The following is a 21468-nucleotide window of genomic DNA, read 5'->3' as shown; positions in this document are numbered from 1 at the left end:
TCATGACCAGTGCAGCCAATACGGCACCCCTGATAGAAAAACACACGATCGGCTACGTGCCCCCGCAAGACCGCCATGGAAAGGTAAGGGATCTGTTCACACTGTGGTTCGGCGGCAATATCGCGCCGCTGCCCATCGTCACCGGCGCGCTGGGCGTGCAGCTGTTTCACCTGAACCTGGTGTGGGGCGTTGTCGCCATCCTGGTCGGCCACCTGGTCGGCGGCGTGCTGATGGCGCTGCATTCGGCCCAGGGCCCGCAAATGGGCATCCCGCAGATGATCCAGAGCCGCGCCCAGTTCGGCACCCTCGGCGCGCTGCTGGTGGTGGTGATCGCCGGGGTGATGTACATCGGCTTCTTCGCCTCCAATATCGTGCTGGCCGGCAAATCGCTGCATGGCGTGGTCGACGCCGTGCCGGTGTCGGTGGGCATCGTCATCGGCGCGCTGGGCTCGGGCATCATCGGCATCATCGGCTATCGCTTCATCCACGTGCTCAACCGCATTGGCACCTGGGTGTTGGGTATCGGTATCGTGGTCGGCTTCGGCTACATCTTCACCCACGTGCAAAGCGACGATTTCCTGACCCGCGGCGGCTTCAACCTGGCCGGCTGGCTGGCCACCGTGTCGCTGGCGGCGCTGTGGCAGATCGCTTTTGCGCCCTATGTATCGGACTACTCGCGCTACCTGCCGGCAGATGTAAAAGTCAGCTCTACCTTCTGGACCACCTACCTCGGCTCGGCCCTGGGCTCGAGCCTGTCGTTCATCTTTGGCGCCGTGGCGGTGCTGGCGATTCCGGCCGGCATGGACACCATGGACGCGGTCAAGCTGGCCACCGGCACCCTGGGCCCGGTCATGCTGGTGCTGTTCCTGCTCAGCGTGATCAGCCACAACGCCCTCAACCTGTATGGTGCGGTGCTGTCGCTGATCACCCTGGTGCAAACCTTCGCCTACCGCTGGATCCCCACCGCCAAGAGCCGAGCGGTATTGTCGCTGATCGTGCTGTCGGCCTGCTGCGTGGTGGCGGTGTTCGCCTCGGCAGACTTCATCGGCCACTTCGTCGACATGGTGCTGGTGCTGCTGGTAGTGCTTGTGCCGTGGACTGCGATCAACCTGATCGACTTCTATGTCATTCACAAGGGTGACTACGACATCCAGTCGATCTTCCAGGTCGATGGCGGCATTTACGGACGTTACAACCCGCAGGCGCTGATCGCCTATGCGATCGGCATCGTGGTGCAGATCCCGTTCATGAACACGCCGCTGTACGTCGGGCCGATCTCCGAGCATATCAACGGGGCCGATCTGTCCTGGCTGGTGGGGTTGGCAATCACCTCGCCCCTGTACTGGTGGCTGGCCAGCCGTGACAGTGCCTACCGTCGTCGGCAGACGAGTGCCAAGCTTGCCATGGGGCACTGATTCAGCCTGATCCGGCCCCTCAGCGGGTAAACCCTACACGGGTCTCAACCTCGGTAATACCTGAGTGGGAGCGGGTTCACCCGCGAAGAGGCCAGATCAGACAACCCACAACGCCCCTCCCCGCACAAAGCCGCCAGACACCACGCGGCGCAGCAAGGCAACAGCCAATGTCGCGATCAGACAAGCACACGTCGCCCGCAACCGGCTGCCAATCCCTGTATACAAAAATAATACACACATCGACCAGCCCCGCGCCGTGGGCTGGCTGGTGTGGTACCTGCGAGTAAGCAGCCTCGCTTCACAATTCCAACGCTGTGGCGCCTTTTTGCACCGGGCAGTTCGTCCGGGCTCATAACGATAAAACTCCCAGTATTAAAGACCCGCGCCGCGCCAGCCGGGAGTGCTTGCGCGCGTCACATTGTGAAGACTTGACTGCCATGATCGCGACTTCAATCCCCGTAGCCGGTGCTGCCACCGGCCACCGTAACGCCCTGTACGTTGCTCATATCGCCGCTGTGTTGTTCGGCCTGACCGGTATCTTCGGTCACCTGATCGAAGCCGACGCCAGCATCATCACCTTTGGCCGCGCCACCTTCGCCTTCATCGCCCTGGGCTTCGTTGCCGGGCTGAAAGGCACCCGCCTGCTCGATGCAATCACCTTGCGCAACCTGCCCGTGCTGGGCCTGACCGGCGCCCTGCTGGCCACCCACTGGGTGACCTTCTTCATCGCCGTGAAAGTGGGCGGCGTGGCTGTGGCCACACTGGGCTTCGCCAGCTTCCCGGCGTTTATCGCCATGATCGAGCGCAGCGTGTTCGGCCAGCGGATCGGTGCCGTGCAAGGTCTGCTGTTGCTGATGGTCACTGCCGGCCTGGTGATGGTGGTGCCATCGTTCGACCTGCTCGACAGCGGCACCATCGGCCTGCTCTGGGGCCTGGGCTCGGGCCTGGCCTTCGCTCTGCTGACCGTGGCCAACCGCCGCAATGCCTCGAACATGAACGCCATGCAGGTGGCGTTCTGGCAGAACGTGGTGGTGGCTGCGCTGGTGGCCCCGTTTGCCTTCACTCATCTGGGCAATACCAGCCTGGGCGGCAGTGACTGGGTCAACCTGGCGCTGCTGGGGGTATTTTGCACCGGGCTTTCGCAGTTCCTGTTCGTCAAGAGCCTGGAGGGCCTGGAAGCACGCACTGCGGGGATGATCATCGCGCTGGAGCCGGTGTACGCGATTCTGGGTGCGTGGTGGTTGTTCGGCGACCAGCCGACCCTGCGCATGGCGGCGGGGGCTGCCTTGATCGTGCTGGCGACTATCCTGGCAGCAGCGCGCAAGGCCCCGGCTGAGCAAGGGGATACCAGCCGCTGCGCGCAATGAAGTGAAGCGGCTGCTCGATCGACAGGAATAACACTATCGAGGGGAGCGGCCGCTTTATTAGTGGTCTAGAACCAAGAGCCATACGCTGGCGGGGCATCCTGCGCAAACGCGCGCGCCCCTTCATGCGCGGCAATTACAGCATTGACCTCACTCACGCAATTCAACTTCGAAATTCACAGCAAGCACGCTCAGCAGGTTGGTAAGCTGGCATTCATGTCAGGTCCAATTACCTCATTTCCCCCCTGGCATCAGACTTTGGTCAAACACAAATGCCCGCGCCACACGGCCAGGAGGAATCGTCATGAAGATCGCCAGTTTCGATGTCGACGCGCAAAACGGCTTCACCGCCAACGCCCCGCACGAGCTGCCCGTCCCCGAAGGCGACGAAATCGCGGCTGATCTGAATGCCATGGCCCTGCGCGCCGACCTGCGCCTGGGAAGCAAGGACGCCCACCCTGCCAACGCCGCGTGGGTGGTGGCCGAGCCCGCGAGCATGCTGCAACCCTTGCAGTTGGCCAACGCCGACCTGACCTGGGTCAGCCACTGCGTGCCTGGCACGCCAGGCTTCGAACTGCTGCCCGGCCTGCCCGCGCCGATCGATTACGACTATTTCGTGTGGAAAGGCGTCGAACCCGACCTGCACCCCTACGGCGCCTGCTACCACGACCTGGCCGAACGCCGCTCCACCGGGGTAATCGAATTTCTGAAGGTGCAGCAGGTAGCCGCAGTGATCGTCGGCGGCCTGGCCCTGGACTACTGCGTCAAGACCACCGCCCGCCAACTGCGCCAGGCCGGGTTTCAGGTGCTGCTGTACCTGCCGGCCTGCCGCGCCCTCACCCAGGCAGGCGCCATCGAGGCCTGTGGCGCGCTGGCCGCCGAGGGCGTGATCCTCTGCGGCGATGAAGCCGCGCTCGACCACCAGCTTGGCCTGGTCAAACAAGACCGTTGATGAGCGAAAGCGTTCTCGTAATCGTTGCCTTGGCCATGGCCGGTTGCAACCGAGGCTTTAGCCCGCTGGTCAGCCCTTCGGAACAGGTCTGCCTGGCTCAATCTCCATCGCTATACCAGCTATGGAGGTGAAGGTGATGATTGATCCAACTACAGGTATGAAGGCAGGTCAGCGCTACTCGGTGGAAAATGTTGAACGTGCACACCAGTTCACTGGCTTCTTTCTCGATGGAAAATACTATCTTGGCCCCGAGTTGCTGACAGCCGTAGGCTGGGTGGAGGGCAAACGCTTCATTTACGACAACCTGGACGCTGCGGGTGAACCGGTCTTTCCTGACCGCGTGGCCGGAGAGGTGGAAGACCTGACACTGACCTTGGTGGATGGCACAGCATTGAAGCTTTTCAGGGTGGAAGTCAGCGCCATGCCTGAAGACGTCGAGGCAGCTGATCGGGTGCAGGCCGACGCTGCGCAGGACCACGAGCCGAGCGACGTGAAACCTGGCGAAAAAAGTCTCGCGCCAACTGTTACGCAGCGATGGCTCGCAGACGGCGGTCTGACCCGTAAGGACAAAATACCGTTATTGGTGAGTGCCGCAGTCATCGGTTTCGTTACCGGGTTGATCATCACCCATACGCAGCGCCGGCGCCGCTGAAGCGCTACACGGTCAGTGCCGGCAACTGGCTGGACAAGAGCCCAGCGGCTGTTGCATTCAACATCGCGGGGCTTAGCTTGTCTCTGACTACCCATTTCAAGGCCACGATTTCATTGCAAGCCATGGGTTTTTGATCATCATCGAAATGTGTGGTGAAAACGTGGTGGACTGTACACCCCACCTTCACCGTGCACAGCGCAAACAAACCGTGGCCTTCAATGGACGTCTCCTCCCGAAGCTCCCGTACTGCGGCCGCGACAGGCGACTCGCCCTGCTCGATTGCGCCGCCCGGGAAATTCCACTTTCCACTTTTTTTCCGAACCAGCAGGACTTTGCCGCTTCGAAGGCAAATTATCGTCGCCCTGGCCTTGATCTTGGCTTTTCGCGCTTTATTGTCCCGCATGCACACACTCAGCTCGTCATTGGGTTCATATCCGTCTCGTTGTAGCGAAGAGAGACTTATTCCCTGAAGACTCACCTTTATGACGACTCGTTCAACCTGATAGACACAGCTGCTAACCAACAAGCCATTACCCTTTACTTGAGCCGCGGTTGGCTGGGCTGGACGTCGCTGACGTTTTGCAGATGTTGCTTTCACTCAATTTTCACTACTTCGAGGGCAGACTTGGTCCATCCCTACGTGATAGACCTTGCCCGACTAGCAGCGGGCTTTCTTTTGCCCGCAAATCGTATACTGCAGATGGCGCCCGGCTTGATAGCGAGGTCAGGCTTTCCCGAACGAGGCCACTACCCGCCCGCCTGTTCCAAGCTCACGCCAGCTGGATGTACACCGAGTAACACCCCAGCAGCATCCAGAATACGAGAAAGATCCAAGGCGTTCGAAGTGAGAACAGCAGCGATTTCCGATGCCCTGCCTGTGACGTTTCGGCTTCGCAGAACAGCGGCGACTCATCATAAGCCAGCCCCATGAGCGGCTCGCTGCGCAGCAGGTGGCTCTGTTTCAACTGCCAGTGGTCGATGATGCGATAGGCCGCACGTATTCCCGGCCAGGCATTGAGAGAGCTGAGAACGCCCAACAACGCGAGAAACGCGGGCACGATCAGGGTGAACATCTCTCCCCATGACTGATTCAGATTGCCCATGGAAGATACGAACGCGATGACCAGGAAGGACTGGGCGGCCAGATACGCATCAGTGCGGTTGGCCAGGATGCTGGTCTCGTACTGAATCTCTCTGCGGTAGAAATCCAGTCGCTCCTTGGGCGAACCGAACATCCTGGCATTGTGTTCCGTCACCTCATGCTCAGGGGTTTGCGGTGTAATGATTCGGGGCACTGCGCTACTCCTGAATGCATCTACGTGTATGCAGTAGAGCAACCCCCGGTTTGAAAATTCATTGCGGTTAAACCTGTGCCTGCAGGCGGACCTTGCAGTCAACCCACCTCTCGCTGCATGCCCACACACAACTCCAGAAACCGCGCAGCAGCCCGGGAAGGCGTGGCCGCATGCGGCATCAATATGGAAAACCGCCTGACCAGCGCCTGCGGCGCAACCTGCAACCGGCGCAACGCCCCATCCTCATGCCGTATCGACATCGCTGATACAAAGCCGATCCCCATCCCGGCCCGCACCGCCTCCTTCACGCCCTCCACACCGGCAATCTCCAGCGCTACACGCATCGCCACGCCGTCGCGGGCAAACGCCCGCTCGACGATCTGCCGCACACCTGATCCGCTCTCGCGCAGCACTAACGGATAAGCACCCAGCGACACCAGCGTTTGCTGGTCACTTTCTGCCAGTGGATGCCCACGCGGCACGATTGCCACGATCTCGTCCTGACGCCATGCCGTCACCTCCGTTCCCAACGGCAGCTCTTGCCCGGGGGGCCCTTCGATCAGGGCGATATCGACAGTGTCCAGCGCAGCCACGATCTCTGCAGTGTTGCCATGTGATGTAGTCACCAGCACATCCGGGTAGCGGGCGTGAAAATCGGCGATCAGGTACGGCAGCAGGTAACTGGCCGGTGTGGTGCTGGCACCGATGCGCAGCGTCCCGCGCTCCAACCCGCGCATGGCCTCGCGCAGCGCCTGGGCCTGGCGAAAGGTTTCGCGCAGGCGCTGGGCATGCGCCAGCAACTGCTCGCCAGCCGCCGTCAACCGCACGCCGCGGCCGGCACGCTGGTAAAGGGGCTCGCCAAAGGCCTCCTGCAGCAGCTTGAGCTGTCCGGACACCGCCGGCTGCGACAGGTGCAGGGCCTGCGCGGCATGGCTGATGTTGCCGTGCTCGGCAACAGTGGCAAATGTTATCAGCTGTTCTGGGGTCATGAATGGAAAATATCAGCTATGCGGATATTTGCCATTCTAAATTACGATTTTTTATAAGCTTATAACCAGATTAACGTAGGGCTTGTCGAAACACCTTCCCGGAGGACTCACATGGCCACGGTTCCGTCCAACCCTGCTTTTGCACCTACCCTCTCTACCCGAGGGCGGCTCAATGGCATCCTTTTCGTCGCGCTGTTCGCGTTTGCAGTCACCGAGCTGGCCGCCATCCCGGCCATCGCCAACCTGGGCATCAGCCCGCTCATCGTCGGCATCGTGGCAGGGGCGCTGTACGGCAATGCCCTGCGCGATGGCGTGCCGGCAAGCTGGGCGGCGGGCATCAACTTTTCCGCCCGCGGCCTGCTGCGCATTGCCGTGGCGTTCTTTGGGCTGCGGGTTAGCTTGCAGGAAATTGCCGAAGTCGGCTGGTCGGGGCTGTTGGTGTCGCTGCTGGTGGTGGGCAGCACCCTGCTGATCGGCCTTTGGTGCGGCATGAAGCTGTTCAAGCTGGACCGCGATACCGCCTTGCTGACCGCTGCCGGCAGTGCCATCTGTGGTGCCGCAGCCGTGCTGGCCTTCGAGTCGGCGCTGCGCAGCGCCCCGCATAAAAGCGCCATGGCGGTGGGTAGCGTGGTGCTGTTCGGTACCTTGTCGATGTTCCTTTACCCACTGGCGATCAACGCTGGCTGGCTGCACCTGGACACCATGGGTGCCGGGCTGCTGCTGGGCGGGACCATTCACGAGGTGGCACAGGTGGTGGGCGCGGCCAGCAACGTCAGCCCCGAGGCCACGCATATCGCCACCATCGTCAAGATGACCCGGGTAATGCTGCTGGTACCGGTGTTGCTGGTGGTGGGCCTGTGGATCAGCCGCTCGCGGCAGGCGGGCCAGGCGCAAGGCAACGGGCGCATCGCCATGCCCTGGTTCGCCTTCGGCTTCCTGGCGCTGGTGCTGGTGAATTCGCTGCAGGTGCTGCCGGGCAGCGTGACCCAGGCGGTGAACAGCCTGGACACCTTTGCCCTGACCATGGCCATGACCGCGCTGGGTATGGAGACGCGCTTCAGCCAGATCCGCCAGGCTGGGCCACGGGCGCTGGCTACCGGGGCGATCCTGAACCTGTGGCTGATGGGTGGGGGATTGGCGATTACCCTGGGGGTGCAGAAACTGCTGGGCTGACTGGAGACCGGGTCGCCTGCTTCGCAAGTAGACCCGCGAAGCAGGCGACTCGGCTTCAAGGTTTTTCACAGCCCCCCTCGTTGCCGTCCACATTTCTAGGTATGGTGGTGTCAAAGAAGGATGTTTTACCCGCACAGGAAAGACTTAGATGCCTCAACGCCATGTCATCAATGCATCCGTCAGCCCCAAAGGCAGCCTGGAGACGCTGTCACAACGTGAAGTGCAGCAACTGAGTGAAGTCGGTACCGGTAGCCTTTACACCCTGTTCCGCCAGTGCGCCCTGGCCATCCTCAACACCGGCGCCCATGTCGACAATGCCAAGACCATCCTCGAGGCCTATAAGGACTTCGAGGTGCGCATCCACCAACAGGACCGCGGCGTACGCCTGGAGCTGCTGAATGCCCCGGCCGACGCCTTCGTCGATGGCGAAATGATCGCCAGCACCCGTGAAATGCTGTTCAGCGCCCTGCGCGACATCGTCTATACCGAAAGCGAGCTGGCCAGCCAGCGCATCGACCTGGAAAGCTCCCAGGGCATCACCGATTACGTCTTCCACCTGCTGCGCAATGCCCGTACTCTGCGCCCGGGCGTGGAGCCGAAGATGGTGGTGTGCTGGGGCGGCCACTCGATCAGCACCGAGGAATACCAGTACACCAAGAAGGTCGGCCACGAGCTGGGCCTGCGCAAACTGGACGTGTGTACCGGCTGCGGCCCTGGCGTGATGAAGGGGCCGATGAAGGGCGCTACCATCGCCCACGCCAAGCAGCGGATGCACGGCAGCCGCTACCTGGGGCTGACCGAGCCGGGCATCATCGCGGCCGAGGCGCCCAACCCGATCGTCAATGAACTGGTGATCCTGCCGGACATCGAGAAGCGCCTGGAGGCCTTCGTGCGTGTCGGCCATGGCATCATCATCTTCCCCGGTGGCGCCGGTACGGCCGAGGAGTTCCTGTACCTGCTGGGCATCCTCATGCACCCGGACAACCGCGACCTGCCGTTCCCGGTGGTGCTCACCGGCCCGCGCAGCGCCGAGCCGTATCTGCAGCAGTTGCACGCGTTTGTCGGCGCCACCTTGGGCGAAGCGGCGCACCGCCTGTACGAAATCATCATCGACGACCCGGCGGAAGTTGCCCGGCAGATGGTCGAAGGCCTGAAAGCGGTGAAGCAGTTCCGCCGCGAGCGCAACGATGCCTTCCACTTCAACTGGCTGATGAAGATCGAGGAGAGCTTCCAACGCCCGTTCGACCCCACCCACCAGGCCATGGCCGACCTGCAGCTACGTCGCGAGCTGCCGCCCCATGAACTGGCCGCCAACCTGCGCCGGGCGTTCTCCGGGATTGTGGCAGGCAACGTCAAGGACAAGGGCATCCGCCTGATCGAAGAGCACGGGCCATATCAGATCCGTGGCGACAGCGCCGTACTGGACCCTCTGGGCCGGCTGTTGCAGGCCTTCGTCGACCAGCACCGGATGAAGCTGCCTGGCGGCGCAGCGTATGTGCCGTGCTATCAGGTAGTCACCTGAAACCAACTCCCCCTGCCGTTGATCTTGATCTTGATCTTGATCTTGATCTTGATCTTGATCTTCGCGACTTCAGGAGGCCGAACGCAGGCCTTGCGGAGGGAGGTGACGGGCATGGATGCCCGTCAAGCGCTGGGCCCCAGGATGGGGCCTGCAGCGCGGTCCTCCCGGGAGCAAGGCCGGAGTGAGGGCACCCCGGAGCGCAGCGTAGGGGCCGGATGATGGGAGCGAGCGGTTTTTGGTTACTTTTTTCCAAGAAAAAAAGTGACTCGCCGTAAGGGCGAAAAGGTGAGTCAGCGTCGCCATCGCACATGGACAGTTCGCCATATCTAAACCGGCGCATAAGATTCAAGCTTCACGCCATGGGCATTCATATCAAGTAGACATTCATTAGCGAGGGTGGCGCTGAGTCACCTTTCCGCCCTTACGGCGGGTCACTTTTGTCTTGGCAAAAGTAACCAAAACCGCCCGCTCCCATCATCCGGCCCCTACGCTGCGCTTCGGGGTTCCCTCGCTCCGGGCTTGCTCCCGGGAGGACCGCGCTGCAGGCCCCATCCTGGGGCCCAGCGCTTGACGGGCATCCATGCCCGTCACCTCCCTCCGCAAGCCCTGCGCTCGGCCTCCTGAAGTCGCAACCTGTGTCGCCTGGACTATCGCGCGCTTAGAAGCAAAGCAAGAGCAGAAGCAGGAACTGTTGCTGTTGCTGTTGCTGTTGCTGTTGCTGTTGCTGTTGCTGTTGCTGTTGCTGTTGCTGTTGCTGTAGATCTTGATCTTGATCTTGATCTTGATCTTGATCTTGATCTTGATCTTGATCTTGATCTTGATCTTCGCGACTTCAGGAGGCCGAACGCAGGCCTTGCGGAGGGAGGTGACGGGCATGGATGCCCGTCAAGCGCTGGGCCCCAGGATGGGGCCTGCAGCGCGGTCCTCCCGGGAGCAAGGCCGGAGTGAGGGCACCCCGAAGCGCAGCGTAGGGGCCGGATGATGGGAGCGAGCGGTTTTTGGTTACTTTTTTCCAAGAAAAAAAAGTGACTCGCCGTAAGGGCGAAAAGGTGAGTCAGCGTCGCCATCGCAAATGGACTGTTCGCCGTATCGAAACCGGCGCATAAGCTTCAAACTTCAAACTTCAAACTTCAAACTTCAAACTTCAAATTTCAAGCCATGGGCATTCACATCAAGTAGACATTCATTAGCGAGGGTGGCGCTGAGTCACCTTTCCGCTCGTACGGCGGGTCACTTTTGTCTTGGCAAAAGTAACCATGGGCCTGCCCCGTGACCTCCCTCCGCAAACCCTGCGCTCAGCCTCCTGAAGTCGCAATCCGTGGCACCTGGACTATCGCGCTTAGAAGCAAAAGCCAGAGCAAAGCAACAGCAAGAGCTGTTGCCTTGACCTTGATCGTCGCGACCTCAGGAGATGTCGATTACTGGCCGATATCAGCCATCGGCCGCTCGACAAAACGCAAACTGTCCCGCCCCCCGCGCTTGGACTGATACAACGCCACATCCCCCTGCTCGATCAACGCCGCCAAGCTAGCCGGCGCCTGGTCGAACACATTGGCGCCGATACTCAAGGTAACTGCCTGCGGAGTAGGCACCGTCTTGCCGGCATACTGCTGGAACTGCTCGCGCAACACCCCGCCCAACTCCGCTACCCGCTCGCTGCTGGCCCCACTCAGCAGAATGACAAACTCATCGCCCCCCAACCGCGCCGCCAGTGAGCGCTCGGGCAGCACCGCGCGAATCATCTCGCTCAGGGCAACCAGCAAGCGGTCCCCGGCAATGTGCCCATGCAGGTCATTCACCAGCTTGAAATTGTCGATGTCGATCAGCAGCAATGCCCCAGGCTGCGCCGGGCTCACATCCTTGAAGAAATGCGCTGCCCGCACCTCCAGCGCGCGCCGGTTGTACAGCGCCGTCAGCGGGTCGCGGGCTGCCAGCCGGGCGATGCGCTCCTCGCGCCGGTAGCGCACGGTGCCGGTCATCGACAAGGCAATCAGCATGATCGCCATCGCCCCTTCTACCAGGGAAACCTGAATGATCAGCCCGCCAAAGGTTGCCAGGTCAATCAATGTACCCGGCGTGATCGCGATGATCGCCTTCACCACATAGAACAATCCGTGGATCAGCAGTACGTAGCGCAACTGCACCGCGCCGACGCTCAGCGACTTGCCGTGCGGGCGCAGCAGGAAGCTGGCCTTGAGGGTCAATGCCGCGACCAGCAACGAGTTGACCATCAGCATCACCTTTGACCACTGCGGCCCCACGGGCAACAGCAGCAAGGCGAACCAGACCACCACGATGATCAACCAGGCACGCGACAAGCGGTCATGGGTAAAGCGCAACACGCCCAGCAGGAAGAACCCGTGGGCGATCACCAGCAAGCCATTGGCGAACCAGATGCCGATGAACAGCAAGCCGATCCCGCGCAACAACGCCAGGATGCAACCGACGGTAATAGTGGCGAAGCCCGCACTCCAGTAAAGCAGCGAGGGTTCGCGGACACTGCGCCATTCGATCGCCAGGTACAGGGCAGCTGCTGCAGCCAAGGCGATCGAGATGGTCAGCATCGTAGGTGGATCTAGCGCCATATACGCTTTGGCCTATCTGGTTAACGAGGAAAGGGCGCGATTGTATGCGCACGTGATGACTTTTCAGAGGGGGCTTGCACACTTGCCGACAAATGATAGCCCAGCCTCAAGGCCATTCATGCAGCATAGATATCATATTGATATCACTGCTCCCTGGGCACCGCAACCTGACGAGAGGCCTGCCCTTCGCGCTGTTCGCCCGCGCCCGGCGCTGCAAGCTGTTGCCCGGACAAAAAGCTCACCAGAAGCCGCCCGTGCGAACTCAGTCGCTCCCAGTCGCGAAAGCACATTCCCGATGGCGGTGTCGGCCGCCAGCAATCGCCTGCGCTTACTCATGTTCGAAAAAAAGCGATTCATACAGGGATTGCATAAGGGCTGACAGGTGTTTGCCGCAAGATATGCAGCGCCGGTGAGATCCCGTCAAAGCCAGCAAAGCCAAAAAGCCTCAAAGCACCCGCTTGATCAACGGCTCCAACCGGCTATACCGCAACCTTCGCAGCAACTTGCGCACGTCCTTCGGGTGCTCGGTCTTGGCCCCGAGCGCTTCGGCCGAGCCGATCTTCGGCGCATGCCGGCGCAATTCGGTCAGCTCCGCTTCCCGCGGCGCCAGCCACTGCCCCTGCGGGTCATCGATCAGCAGGCCGTTCTCCAGGTCCAGGTTGAACCCGCGCGGGTTCAGGTTGTTGCCGGTCAGCAGCGAATAACGCTGGTCTATCCACACGCCCTTGGCATGGAAGGTATGCCCCGGATCGTTCCAGATCCGCACCTGCAACTGGCCGCTGGCGATCGCGCCGTGGCGGCGCCGGGCGAAGGCGCGCAGGTTGTCCTCGTACAAATAAGGCAACGCACCGCTGGCACTGAACGGCTCGCCAGGGGCGATATAGAAATCGTTGGCCGTGCGGTCACCGACGATCAGCTCCACCTGTACCCCCCGCGCCAAGGCTTGATCGAGCTCGCGCATCAGCACCCGCGGCGGGTTGAAATACGGCGTGCTGATGATGACCTGCTCGCGCGCGGCCGCCAGCAACGCGCACACCGTGCGGTTCAGCGGGTTGCCACGGCCCACACCGAGCAGCGGGATCACCCGCAGGCCCTGCCCCGCTCCGCTGGCAGGTGCCTGGTAGACCATGCGCCGCAGCCGCGCGCGCAAACGCCGAATGTCCCCCCGCAGGCTGCGGGTGGATGGCGGCTGCGGCAGATCGAGGCGCGGTGTGGCGGTGTGGTGCAGCAGACGCCGCACCAGGTCGACCATGGCATCGGCCAGCGCTGGCGACTGGAACAGGTGGTAGCGGTCCAGCCGATAGCGATCGAAGCGGTGCAGGTACACGTTGTTCAGGCTGGCACCGGTGTAGATCACGCAGTCGTCGATGATGCTGCCCTTCAGGTGCAAGACCCCGAACAGCTCGCGGGTCTGCACCGGCACCCCATGGATGACGATGTCCAGCCCGTGGTGCTGGCGCTGGGCCTGGTACCACGCGGCATTGCCCGGCTGGCGCCCGCCGCCCAGCAGGCCGCGCCTGGCACGGAACCAGTCGACCACGATGGTGATTTCCAGGCCTGGCCGCGCCGCCTTGGCCTGGTACAGGGCATCCAGCACTTCCTGGCCGGCCTCGTCTTCCTGCAGGTACAGCGCGACGATGACGATACGCCGGCTCGCGGTGCGGATGCGCTCCAGCAGGCAGGCGCAGTAGGCTTTGGCGTCCGGCAATACCTGGATCGACTCGGGCGCCACGGCGTAGCCTGGCAATTCCGCCAGCATGGTTTCGGGGTTCACTCACGATCACCTTATGTGTGCAATCACTGTCGGCCCCGCCAACCGGCGGGGCCATTCCTGGCCGCAGTGCCGGGGGTGTAAGATCAACCCGGCAACGACCTATAACAACAAGAACCACGCGAGGCTGTATTTTCTCACTGCCCCTGACGAACTATGCCTCAGCTTGCACAGGAACCGCGCAATGGTCCACCCCGCATCTGCAAACCTGTCGACGTCTACAGTAAAGACCTTCGGCTTTCTGATCCTGCCCAATTTCACCACCATCGGCCTGGCCTCTGCCGTCGAGACCCTGCGCATGGCCAACCTGGCAGCGCGCCGGCCGCTGTTTCGCACCGTGCTCATCGCCGCGGACGACGCACCGGTGATGGCCAGCAACGGCATGCGCGTGCTGCCCGACTTCAGCATCGCCAACGCCCCCGCGCTGGATGCGCTGCTGGTGGTCGGCGCCAACCCGATCGACCGCGGCCGTGGCAATCGCCCGCTGATCGACTGGCTGCGCCAGCTGGCCCGCCAACGCCTGCCGCTGGGCGGTATCTGCACCGGCAGCTACCTGCTGGCCAGGGCGGAGCTGCTCAAGGGCTATCGCTGCACTATCCACTGGGAAGACCTGCCGACATTGCAGGCACAATTCCCCGGCATTGTCATATCCAGCCAGTTGTTCGAGCTGGACCGCGACCGTTATACCTGCTCGGGCGGCGTGGCCGCGATGGACATGATGCTGCAACTGGTGGCCCGCGAGCCCGGCGGCCAGGACATCGCGGCCAAGGCCGCCGAGCTGCTGCTGTGCGACCGGGTGCGCGGCGAACGTGAGCGCCAGCGGGTGCCGCTGCGCACCCTGCTGGGCAGTGCCCAGCCCAAGCTGAGCCAGGTGGTGGCGATCATGGAGGCCAACCTCGAAGAGCCGCTGGGGCTGGAAGAGCTGGCCGACCTCAACCAGGTGACCGTGCGCCAGTTGGAGCGGCTGTTCCACAAATACCTGCAGCGCACGCCCAGCCAGTATTACCTGCAGCTACGGTTGTCGCGGGCGCGCGAATTGCTGCTGCGCAGCGACGTACAGGTGCGTGAGGTGGCGCTGGCCTGCGGGTTCAGTTCACCGGCGCATTTTTCCAAGAGCTATAGCCGGTTCTTCGGGTTGTCGCCGCTGGGGGAGCGGCGTCAGGCTTCGTTGCATTGATTCAGGTTGTGTTTACGTTTTGCCGGCCCTTTCGCGGATTCACCCGCTAAAGGGCCGGCACTGGCCAATCAGTCTTCCAGGGCCACGTGGGCTGTCTCCCGGCACATCAGCATGGCTACCAGCGCCACCAGTGCCGCCGCCAGCAAATACCCCGCCGGTGCCAGCTTGCTGCCGGTCACCTGGATCAGCCAGGTGGCAATGAACGGCGCGGTCCCGCCGAACAACGCGTTGGCCAGGTTGAAACTCAGGGCAAAGCCGCTGAAACGCACCCGGGTCGGGAAGATTTCCGCCAGCAGGCACGGCAAGGTGCCATCGTTCATCGCCAGCATCGCCCCGAAGATGATCTGGATCGCCAGGATCACCAGCAAAGGCTGGCCGTCAAGCAGGCGGAACAGCGGCACGGTCAAGCCCAGGAACAACAGTGAGGCCACCACCAGCATGGTCTTGCGTCCAAAGTGGTCGGACAGCCGTCCCATCAGGAAAATCAGCCCGATATAGGTGGCCAGCGACACCGTCGAGGCGATGAACGAATCCCGCTCGCTCATGCCCATTTCAGTGGACAGGTAAGTGGGCATGTAGCTCAGCAGCAGGTAGAACGCCACCGCGTTCAGGCATGTGACGCCCAGGCCGATGGCCAGGCTGCGCCGGTGCTTGCTCAACAGTTCACGGATCGGCGCGGGGGTCATGCAGGCCTTGTTCTCCAGGCGCTGCTCCATTTCCAGAAACTTGGGCGTGTCCTGCAGGCTCATGCGGATGTAGCGCCCCACCAGGCCGAATGGCGCTGCCAGCAGAAACGGCAGACGCCAGCCCCATTCGTGCAGGGCTTCACTGCTGAGCAGCTCATGCAGCACGGCGACAAACGCCGCGCCGAACAGCAAACCGGCTGCGGTGCTGGCCGGTACGATACTGGTGTACATGCCACGCCGGCCGGGCGGCGCGTACTCGGCGAGGAAGGCGGCGGCACCGGCGTACTCGCCCGACGCCGAAAAGCCCTGCACCAGGCGGATCAGCAACAACAGGCACGGCGCCCACAGGCCGATCTGTGCATAGCCTGGCAACAGGCCAATGCAGAAGGTAGACAGCGACATGATCAGGATCGACAACGACAAGGCGTTGCGCCGCCCGTGGCGGTCACCGAAATGGCCCCAGATCACGCCGCCCAGCGGGCGCACCAGGAACGACAGGGCGAACACCGCGAAGGTCGCCAGCAGGCCGGTGGCTTTGTCGGTTTGCGGGAAGAAGGTGGCGGCGATGATGGTGGCCAGGTAGCCGTAGGCAGCGTAGTCGAACCACTCGACGAAATTGCCCATGAAACTGGCCCGGGCGGCCTTGCGCAAGGCCTGGCGTTCAGCGCTGGGCGCGGCGCCGTCGAGGGTGGGAGCGTTCAGGATGGTGCTGGACATGACGGGTACCCTCTGATTCTTTTAATTGGAGGCAGGGTCTGGTGGTCATACAGGTATTTTTTTGTTGTCTGGGCCGGCCTCTTCGCGGCTGAAGCCGCTCCCACTGGGCCCTCTACAGGCCTTATGGGAGCGGGTCAGCCGCGAAGCAGGCCGCGCGATGCTTATTTGCGAATGATGTTGTGCTCCGGCCCATACGGGAACTTGGTGATGTTCTCGGCACCGCTGTCATTGACGATCAGGATGTCATGCTCGCGGTACCCACCGGCACCCGGTCGCCCTTCGGGCAACATGATCATCGGCTCGATCGACACCACCATGCCCGGCTCCAGCACGGTGTCGATGTCTTCACGCAGCTCCAGCCCCGCCTCGCGGCCATAGTAATGGCTAAGCGTGCCGAACGAATGACCATAACCGAAGGTGCGGTACTGCAGCAGGTCATGACGCAGGAAGATCTCGTTCAGTTCATGGGCGATGTCACTGCAGCGCATGCCCGGGCGTACCAGTTTCAAGCCGGCCTCGTGCACTTCGACGTTGGCCTGCCACAGGCGCAGGTACTCGTCCGGGCAGTGGTCGAGGAACAGCGTGCGCTCCAGCGCCGTGTAGTAGCCGGCGATCATCGGGAAGCAGTTGAGGCTGAGGATCTCGCCCTTGCCGACCCGGCGGCTGGTGACCGGGTTGTGTGCCCCATCAGTATTGAGCCCGGACTGGAACCAGGTCCAGGTGTCCATCAGTTCGGCATCGGGGAAGCGCCTGGCGATTTCGCGCACCATCGCCTGGGTGGCATGCAGCGCCACTTCGTATTCAGGCACCTGATCGCGCAGTGCCTCGACCACCGCGGCACCGCCGATGTCGGCCACCTGCGCACCGTGGCGGATCAGTGCCTGCTCCTCGGCCGACTTGATCATGCGCATGCGCATGCACGGCGCACCGATGTCCAGCAGCTCGGCCTTGGGGTAGCAGGCGGCGAGTTTGCTGTGGTTCTGCAGGTTGAGGTGGTCGTATTCCACACCGATGCGCGAGGCCAGCGGCAGTGCCTGCTGAATGGCGACGAAATAGTTGTCACGTTGCCAGTCGGTGTAGACGATGTTGTCGCCGCCGACCGTGCGCCGCCAGGGTTGCCCGCCATCGATGTTGGCACTGATCGAGACCACCTTGTCCTGGGTTATCACCAGCGCATAGGGGCGGCCGAACGAGCAGTACAGGAAGTCGCTGTAGTAGTTGACGTTGTGGTACGAGGTGAAGATTGCCGCCTCGATGTCCTGCTCGGCCATGTAGGCCCGCAGCCGGGCGTGGCGGGCAGCATATTCCTGGGCCGAGAAAGTCGGCTGGACCTTGTCGCCGTTGTGGATTTTCAGGGTCTTGGGCATTTGCATGGTCGGGGTTCCTTGTCGTTGTGAGCACGCTGTTCAGGCCGGCCGCCTGAGAAGCATTGCAACAGAACCGACGAGGACGCTTTTGTACCTATCCGACCTGGAATTGGCGGGATTGCCAGTGTCTCAAGGGGCTGCGTTGCAGCCCATTCGCGGGCTTGCCCGCTCCCACAGGTACAGCGCAGCCCTCCTGTGGGAGCGGGCAAGCCCGCGAATGGGACGCAGCGCGTCCCACCGATAATGCCTTTACTTCAGGTCAAAACGATCCAGCTCCATGACCTTCTCCCAGGCCGCCACAAAGTCACGGACAAACTTGTCACCGCCATCACCGCTGCCGTACACCTCGCTCACCGCCCGCAGCTGGGCATGCGAGCCAAACACCAGGTCGACGCGGCTACCGGTCCACTTCACCTGCCCGGTCTTGCGGTCACGGCCTTCGAACGCTTCGTTGTCTGCCGAGGTCGGCTTCCACTCCACGCTCATGTCCAGCAAGTTGCGGAAGAAGTCGTTGCTCAAGGTGCCGACCTTGTCGGTGAACACGCCTTGCGTGTTACCGCCATGGTTGGCGCCCAGCACCCGCAGGCCACCGATCAGCACGGCCAGTTCCGGGGCGGTCAGGGTCAGCAACTGGGCTTTGTCCAGCAGCAGTTTTTCGGCCTTGACGCTGTATCGGTCCTTGCTGAAGTTGCGGAAACCATCAGCCAGGGGCTCCAGCACGGCGAACGACTCGACATCGGTCTGCGCCTGCGAGGCATCGGCACGCCCCGGGCGGAACGCGACGTTGAGGTTGTGCCCCGCGTCCTTGGCCGCCTTTTCCACCGCAGCGGCCCCAGCCAGGACGATCAGGTCGGCGAGTGAAATCTTCTTCCCACCAGTATTGAACCCGGCCTGGATCTGCTCCAGCGCCGCCAGCACCTTGGCGGTGCCTTCGTTGGCCCGCCAGTCTTTTTGCGGGGCCAGGCGCAAGCGGCCGCCATTGGCCCCGCCGCGTTTGTCCGAGCCACGGAAGGTCGACGCCGCAGCCCACGCGGTAGCCACCAGTTCGCCAACCGTCAGGCCCGACGCCAGCACCTTGGCCTTGAGCGCGGCAATGTCCTGCTCGTCCACTAGCGGGTGGTCGACCTTGGGAATCGGGTCTTGCCACAGCAGCTCTTCGTTGGGCATTTCCGGGCCCAGGTAGCGCGCCAGCGGGCCCATGTCGCGGTGGATCAGTTTGTACCAGGCGCGAGAGAAGGCATCCGCCAATTGCTCCGGGTTGTCCTTGAAACGCCGGGCGATGGGCTCGTAGATCGGGTCGAAGCGCAGCGCCAGGTCGGACGTGAGCATCGACGGGGCATGGCGCTTGGCCGGGTCGTGGGCATCAGGCACGGTGCCTGCCCCTTTGCCCTCTTTCGGCCGCCATTGGTGCGCGCCCGCCGGGCTCTTGGTCAGTTCCCACTCGAAGTTGAACAGGTTGTTGAGGTACTCGTTGCTCCAGCGGGTCGGGGTCGAGGTCCAGGTCACTTCCAGGCCGCTGGTGATGGTATCGCCGCCCTTGCCGGTACCGAATTTGTTGGGCCAGCCCAGACCTTGCAATTCAAGGCCTGCGGCTTCGGGCTCGGGGCCGACGTTGTCGGCAGGGCCGGCGCCGTGGGTTTTGCCGAAGGCGTGGCCGCCGGCGATCAACGCCACGGTTTCTTCATCGTTCATGGCCATGCGGCCGAAGGTGTCACGGATGTCCTTCCCCGAGGCGACCGGGTCAGGGTTGCCTTCAGGCCCTTCCGGGTTCACGTAGATCAAGCCCATCTGCACGGCGGCCAGCGGGTTTTCCAGGTTGCGCTCGCCACCCAGGTCGCGGCTTTCTTCCTCCGGGCGCTTGGCAGGTTCGGCGACCAGATCGCCCTGCCCTGGCGGCTGGGCCTTGACCTGTTCCTTGCCATAGCGGGTATCACCGCCCAGCCAGACCTTTTCCGAGCCCCAGTACACGTCTTCGTCCGGCTCCCACACATCGGCGCGCCCACCCGAAAAGCCGAAGGTCTTGAACCCCATGGATTCGAGGGCGACGTTGCCGGTGAGCACGATCAGGTCGGCCCACGAAATCTTGTTGCCGTATTTCTGCTTGATCGGCCACAGCAGGCGCCGGGCCTTGTCCAGGCTGACGTTGTCCGGCCAGCTGTTGAGCGGGGCGAAGCGCTGCTGCCCAGCGCCCGCGCCACCGCGGCCATCGCCAATACGATAAGTACCGGCGCTGTGCCAGGCCATGCGGATGAACAACGGCCCATAATGGCCGAAGTCTGCGGGCCACCAGTCCTGCGAGTCGGTCATCAGGGCGCTGAGGTCTTGCTTGAGGGCCTGGAAGTCAAGGCTCTTGAACGCCTTGGCATAGTCGAAGTCCGGGTCCATCGGATCAGATTTGGAGGAATGCTGGTGAAGAATTCTCAGGTTGAGCTGGTCAGGCCACCAGTCACGGTTGGTGGTGCCGCCACCTGCGGTTTGATGGAACGGGCATTTCGATTCGTTCGACATCTGCGGGTACCTTTGGGTCGGTTATCCAGATTTCCGGTCTATGCCAGGTGTTCTTTCAGCCGAGCGTGTGGGCTCGTGCTACCCCTCATCAGGTCTACACGGGGCTTGCGAAGCTGTCACGGCGGGTTGGCGCGGTCTTGCACGCAGGTGCTGACAGGCCGCCCGCTCGCGGAATTCGCGGGGCCAGGGGAAAGACTAGCCGAGCTTGGGCAGAGTTCTAATAGAGTGGCTGTTGCGTGCTGATAGGCTGGCTCTTTCACTGCGGTGCGTACCGCCGCCAACACCCCCGCACATCCATACAAGGCACACGGGCCTGCGCCGTGCTTCAATACACCGCCCTGCCTTTCACTCCGGAACCCGAGCCCTCATGAACCGCAACGACCTGCGCCGCGTCGACATGAACCTGCTGGTGCTGTTCGAAGCCTTGATGATCGAACGCAACCTGACCCGGGTCGGCGAAAAGCTGTTCATCACCCAGTCCACGGTCAGCGCCGCCCTCGCCCGCCTGCGTGAACTGTTCGACGACCCGCTGCTGATTCGCAATGGCCGGGCCATGGAGCCCACGCCAAGGGCCATGCAGATCTTCGCCGAACTTGGCCCGGCCATGGACGTGATTTCCGCCGCCATCAGCCGTGCTCGCGAATTCGAGCCGGCAAACAGCTGCAACGTGTTCCGCCTCGGCCTGTCCGACGATGCCGAGTTCGGCCTGTTTCCGGCCCTGCTGCAGGCCCTGCGCGAAGAAGCCCCGGACATCAGCGTGGTGGTGCGGCGGGCCAACTTCCTGCTGATGCCGGGCCTGCTGGCCAGCGGCGAGATATCGGTGGGCGTGAGCTACACCACCGACCTGCCGGCCACCGCCAAGCGCCGCAAGCTGCGCGACATCGGCGTGCGAGTGCTACGCGCCGACGACCGCCCGGGGCCGCTGACCCTTGATGAATACTGCGCCCGCCCGCATGTGATGGTGTCGTTCTCGGGCGACATGAGCGGCAACATCGACCTTGACCTGGCGCGCATCGGCCGTTGCCGTAAAGTGGTGCTGGCGGTGCCGCAGTTCGGCAGCCTGCGGGCCCTGCTGCGCAACACCGAGATGATCGCCACCGTACCGGACTACGCTGCCTGCGCCCTGGCCGACGACGGCAGCCTGCGCGCCGATCCGGCGCCGTTCGAGATCACCGAGGCCGAGCTGTCGATGGTCTGGAGCGGTGCCCAGGACAACGACCCCGCCGAGCGCTGGCTGCGCGAGCGAATTTTGCAGTTCATGGCTGCAGGCCCCCAGCCGTCATAGCGATACAGGC

At 62.7% G+C, this 21468-nt stretch carries 16 protein-coding genes and 1 pseudogene; 8 read left to right on the top strand and 9 right to left on the bottom strand.

Annotation, left to right across the window (positions count from 1 at the left end; genetic code table 11):
- Window positions 1-2: 2 nt before the first annotated feature.
- The 4 genes and pseudogenes from AC5O5I_RS11385 to AC5O5I_RS11370 form a co-directional block, all read left to right on the top strand.
- The gene (locus tag AC5O5I_RS11385) at window positions 3-1415 is read left to right on the top strand and encodes a purine-cytosine permease family protein (protein WP_172226335.1); all 1413 of its coding nucleotides are present in this window, start codon (window positions 3-5) and stop codon (window positions 1413-1415) included.
- A 437-nt stretch (window positions 1416-1852) separates the two neighbouring features.
- Window positions 1853-2782 (top strand): DMT family transporter, encoded by a 930-nt coding sequence (locus tag AC5O5I_RS11380; RefSeq protein ID WP_172226332.1) that lies wholly within the window; start codon window positions 1853-1855, stop codon window positions 2780-2782.
- Between the two features lie 301 nt (window positions 2783-3083).
- A complete protein-coding gene (locus AC5O5I_RS11375) occupies window positions 3084-3731 on the top strand; it encodes an isochorismatase family protein (RefSeq protein WP_172226329.1) in 648 nt (215 codons plus the stop codon).
- A gap of 136 nt (window positions 3732-3867) precedes the next feature.
- A pseudogene (locus AC5O5I_RS11370) lies at window positions 3868-4147 on the top strand (SDR family oxidoreductase); the annotation flags it as partial.
- 240 nt (window positions 4148-4387) lie between these two features.
- Here the strand turns inward: AC5O5I_RS11370 and AC5O5I_RS11365 are convergent.
- The 3 genes from AC5O5I_RS11365 to AC5O5I_RS11355 all read right to left on the bottom strand — a co-directional run bounded on the left by AC5O5I_RS11365 (window position 4388) and on the right by AC5O5I_RS11355 (window position 6667).
- Window positions 4388-4786: an NUDIX domain-containing protein gene (locus tag AC5O5I_RS11365; protein WP_172226326.1), complete on the bottom strand. Its 399-nt coding sequence runs from the start codon at window positions 4784-4786 to the stop codon at window positions 4388-4390.
- Window positions 4787-5153: 367 nt separating this feature from the next.
- Window positions 5154-5678, bottom strand: a complete 525-nt coding sequence (locus AC5O5I_RS11360; RefSeq protein ID WP_172226323.1) for a hypothetical protein — start codon at window positions 5676-5678, stop codon at window positions 5154-5156.
- 98 nt (window positions 5679-5776) lie between these two features.
- A complete protein-coding gene (locus AC5O5I_RS11355) occupies window positions 5777-6667 on the bottom strand; it encodes a LysR family transcriptional regulator (RefSeq protein ID WP_172226320.1) in 891 nt (296 codons plus the stop codon).
- A gap of 111 nt (window positions 6668-6778) precedes the next feature.
- Here AC5O5I_RS11355 and AC5O5I_RS11350 point away from each other — a divergent pair, with 111 nt between their 5' ends.
- Together AC5O5I_RS11350 and ppnN are read left to right on the top strand one after the other, a co-directional pair.
- Window positions 6779-7840 carry a YeiH family protein gene (locus tag AC5O5I_RS11350; RefSeq protein ID WP_172226317.1) on the top strand — a complete coding sequence of 354 codons (1062 nt, stop codon included), beginning with the start codon at window positions 6779-6781 and terminating at the stop codon, window positions 7838-7840.
- Between the two features lie 148 nt (window positions 7841-7988).
- Window positions 7989-9362 (top strand): nucleotide 5'-monophosphate nucleosidase PpnN, encoded by a 1374-nt coding sequence (gene ppnN, locus AC5O5I_RS11345; protein ID WP_172285266.1) that lies wholly within the window; start codon window positions 7989-7991, stop codon window positions 9360-9362.
- 474 nt (window positions 9363-9836) lie between these two features.
- Here ppnN and AC5O5I_RS11340 read toward each other — a convergent pair whose 3' ends face one another.
- The 3 genes from AC5O5I_RS11340 to pssA all read right to left on the bottom strand — a co-directional run bounded on the left by AC5O5I_RS11340 (window position 9837) and on the right by pssA (window position 13721).
- Window positions 9837-10238, bottom strand: a complete 402-nt coding sequence (locus AC5O5I_RS11340; RefSeq protein WP_494512798.1) for a hypothetical protein — start codon at window positions 10236-10238, stop codon at window positions 9837-9839.
- 542 nt (window positions 10239-10780) lie between these two features.
- Window positions 10781-11926 carry a GGDEF domain-containing protein gene (locus AC5O5I_RS11335; RefSeq protein ID WP_172229596.1) on the bottom strand — a complete coding sequence of 382 codons (1146 nt, stop codon included), beginning with the start codon at window positions 11924-11926 and terminating at the stop codon, window positions 10781-10783.
- 466 nt (window positions 11927-12392) lie between these two features.
- Window positions 12393-13721, bottom strand: coding sequence for a CDP-diacylglycerol--serine O-phosphatidyltransferase (gene pssA, locus AC5O5I_RS11330; protein WP_172229574.1), 1329 nt, complete (start codon window positions 13719-13721; stop codon window positions 12393-12395).
- 181 nt (window positions 13722-13902) lie between these two features.
- Here pssA and cahR point away from each other — a divergent pair, with 181 nt between their 5' ends.
- A complete protein-coding gene (gene cahR / locus AC5O5I_RS11325; protein ID WP_172229571.1) occupies window positions 13903-14895 on the top strand; it encodes a transcriptional regulator CahA in 993 nt (330 codons plus the stop codon).
- A gap of 68 nt (window positions 14896-14963) precedes the next feature.
- On the opposite strand, the gene AC5O5I_RS11320 is transcribed toward cahR, so the two are convergent.
- The 3 genes from AC5O5I_RS11320 to katG form a co-directional block, all read right to left on the bottom strand.
- Window positions 14964-16298, bottom strand: coding sequence for an MFS transporter (locus tag AC5O5I_RS11320; RefSeq protein WP_172229568.1), 1335 nt, complete (start codon window positions 16296-16298; stop codon window positions 14964-14966).
- A gap of 161 nt (window positions 16299-16459) precedes the next feature.
- The gene (creA, locus tag AC5O5I_RS11315; protein WP_172229565.1) at window positions 16460-17671 is read right to left on the bottom strand and encodes a creatinase; all 1212 of its coding nucleotides are present in this window, start codon (window positions 17669-17671) and stop codon (window positions 16460-16462) included.
- Window positions 17672-17914: 243 nt separating this feature from the next.
- Entirely contained in the window at window positions 17915-20173 is a 2259-nt protein-coding gene (gene katG, locus AC5O5I_RS11310) for a catalase/peroxidase HPI (RefSeq protein ID WP_172227551.1), read from the bottom strand.
- Between the two features lie 367 nt (window positions 20174-20540).
- Here katG and AC5O5I_RS11305 point away from each other — a divergent pair, with 367 nt between their 5' ends.
- Window positions 20541-21458 (top strand): LysR family transcriptional regulator, encoded by a 918-nt coding sequence (locus tag AC5O5I_RS11305; protein WP_172227549.1) that lies wholly within the window; start codon window positions 20541-20543, stop codon window positions 21456-21458.
- Window positions 21459-21468: the final 10 nt, after the last annotated feature.

This window comes from Pseudomonas sp. 9_2_1 (assembly GCF_059295275.1).
The sequence above is the reverse complement of the archived record's forward strand: the minus strand, read 5'-3'. Positions and strand labels throughout refer to the sequence as shown.

Bases quoted from the DNA above. Each gene is read 5' to 3' on its own strand.
- AC5O5I_RS11385 (WP_172226335.1), top strand. From the start codon at position 3: ATGACCAGTGCAGCCAATACGGCACCCCTGATAGAAAAACACACGATC.
- AC5O5I_RS11380 (WP_172226332.1), top strand. From the start codon at position 1,853: ATGATCGCGACTTCAATCCCCGTAGCCGGTGCTGCCACCGGCCACCGT.
- AC5O5I_RS11375 (WP_172226329.1), top strand. From the start codon at position 3,084: ATGAAGATCGCCAGTTTCGATGTCGACGCGCAAAACGGCTTCACCGCC.
- AC5O5I_RS11365 (WP_172226326.1), bottom strand. From the start codon at position 4,786: ATGCGGGACAATAAAGCGCGAAAAGCCAAGATCAAGGCCAGGGCGACG.
- AC5O5I_RS11355 (WP_172226320.1), bottom strand. From the start codon at position 6,667: ATGACCCCAGAACAGCTGATAACATTTGCCACTGTTGCCGAGCACGGC.
- AC5O5I_RS11350 (WP_172226317.1), top strand. From the start codon at position 6,779: ATGGCCACGGTTCCGTCCAACCCTGCTTTTGCACCTACCCTCTCTACC.
- ppnN (WP_172285266.1), top strand. From the start codon at position 7,989: ATGCCTCAACGCCATGTCATCAATGCATCCGTCAGCCCCAAAGGCAGC.
- AC5O5I_RS11340 (WP_494512798.1), bottom strand. From the start codon at position 10,238: ATGCCCGTCACCTCCCTCCGCAAGGCCTGCGTTCGGCCTCCTGAAGTC.
- AC5O5I_RS11335 (WP_172229596.1), bottom strand. From the start codon at position 11,926: ATGCTGACCATCTCGATCGCCTTGGCTGCAGCAGCTGCCCTGTACCTG.
- cahR (WP_172229571.1), top strand. From the start codon at position 13,903: ATGGTCCACCCCGCATCTGCAAACCTGTCGACGTCTACAGTAAAGACC.
- AC5O5I_RS11320 (WP_172229568.1), bottom strand. From the start codon at position 16,298: ATGTCCAGCACCATCCTGAACGCTCCCACCCTCGACGGCGCCGCGCCC.
- creA (WP_172229565.1), bottom strand. From the start codon at position 17,671: ATGCAAATGCCCAAGACCCTGAAAATCCACAACGGCGACAAGGTCCAG.
- katG (WP_172227551.1), bottom strand. From the start codon at position 20,173: ATGTCGAACGAATCGAAATGCCCGTTCCATCAAACCGCAGGTGGCGGC.
- AC5O5I_RS11305 (WP_172227549.1), top strand. From the start codon at position 20,541: ATGAACCGCAACGACCTGCGCCGCGTCGACATGAACCTGCTGGTGCTG.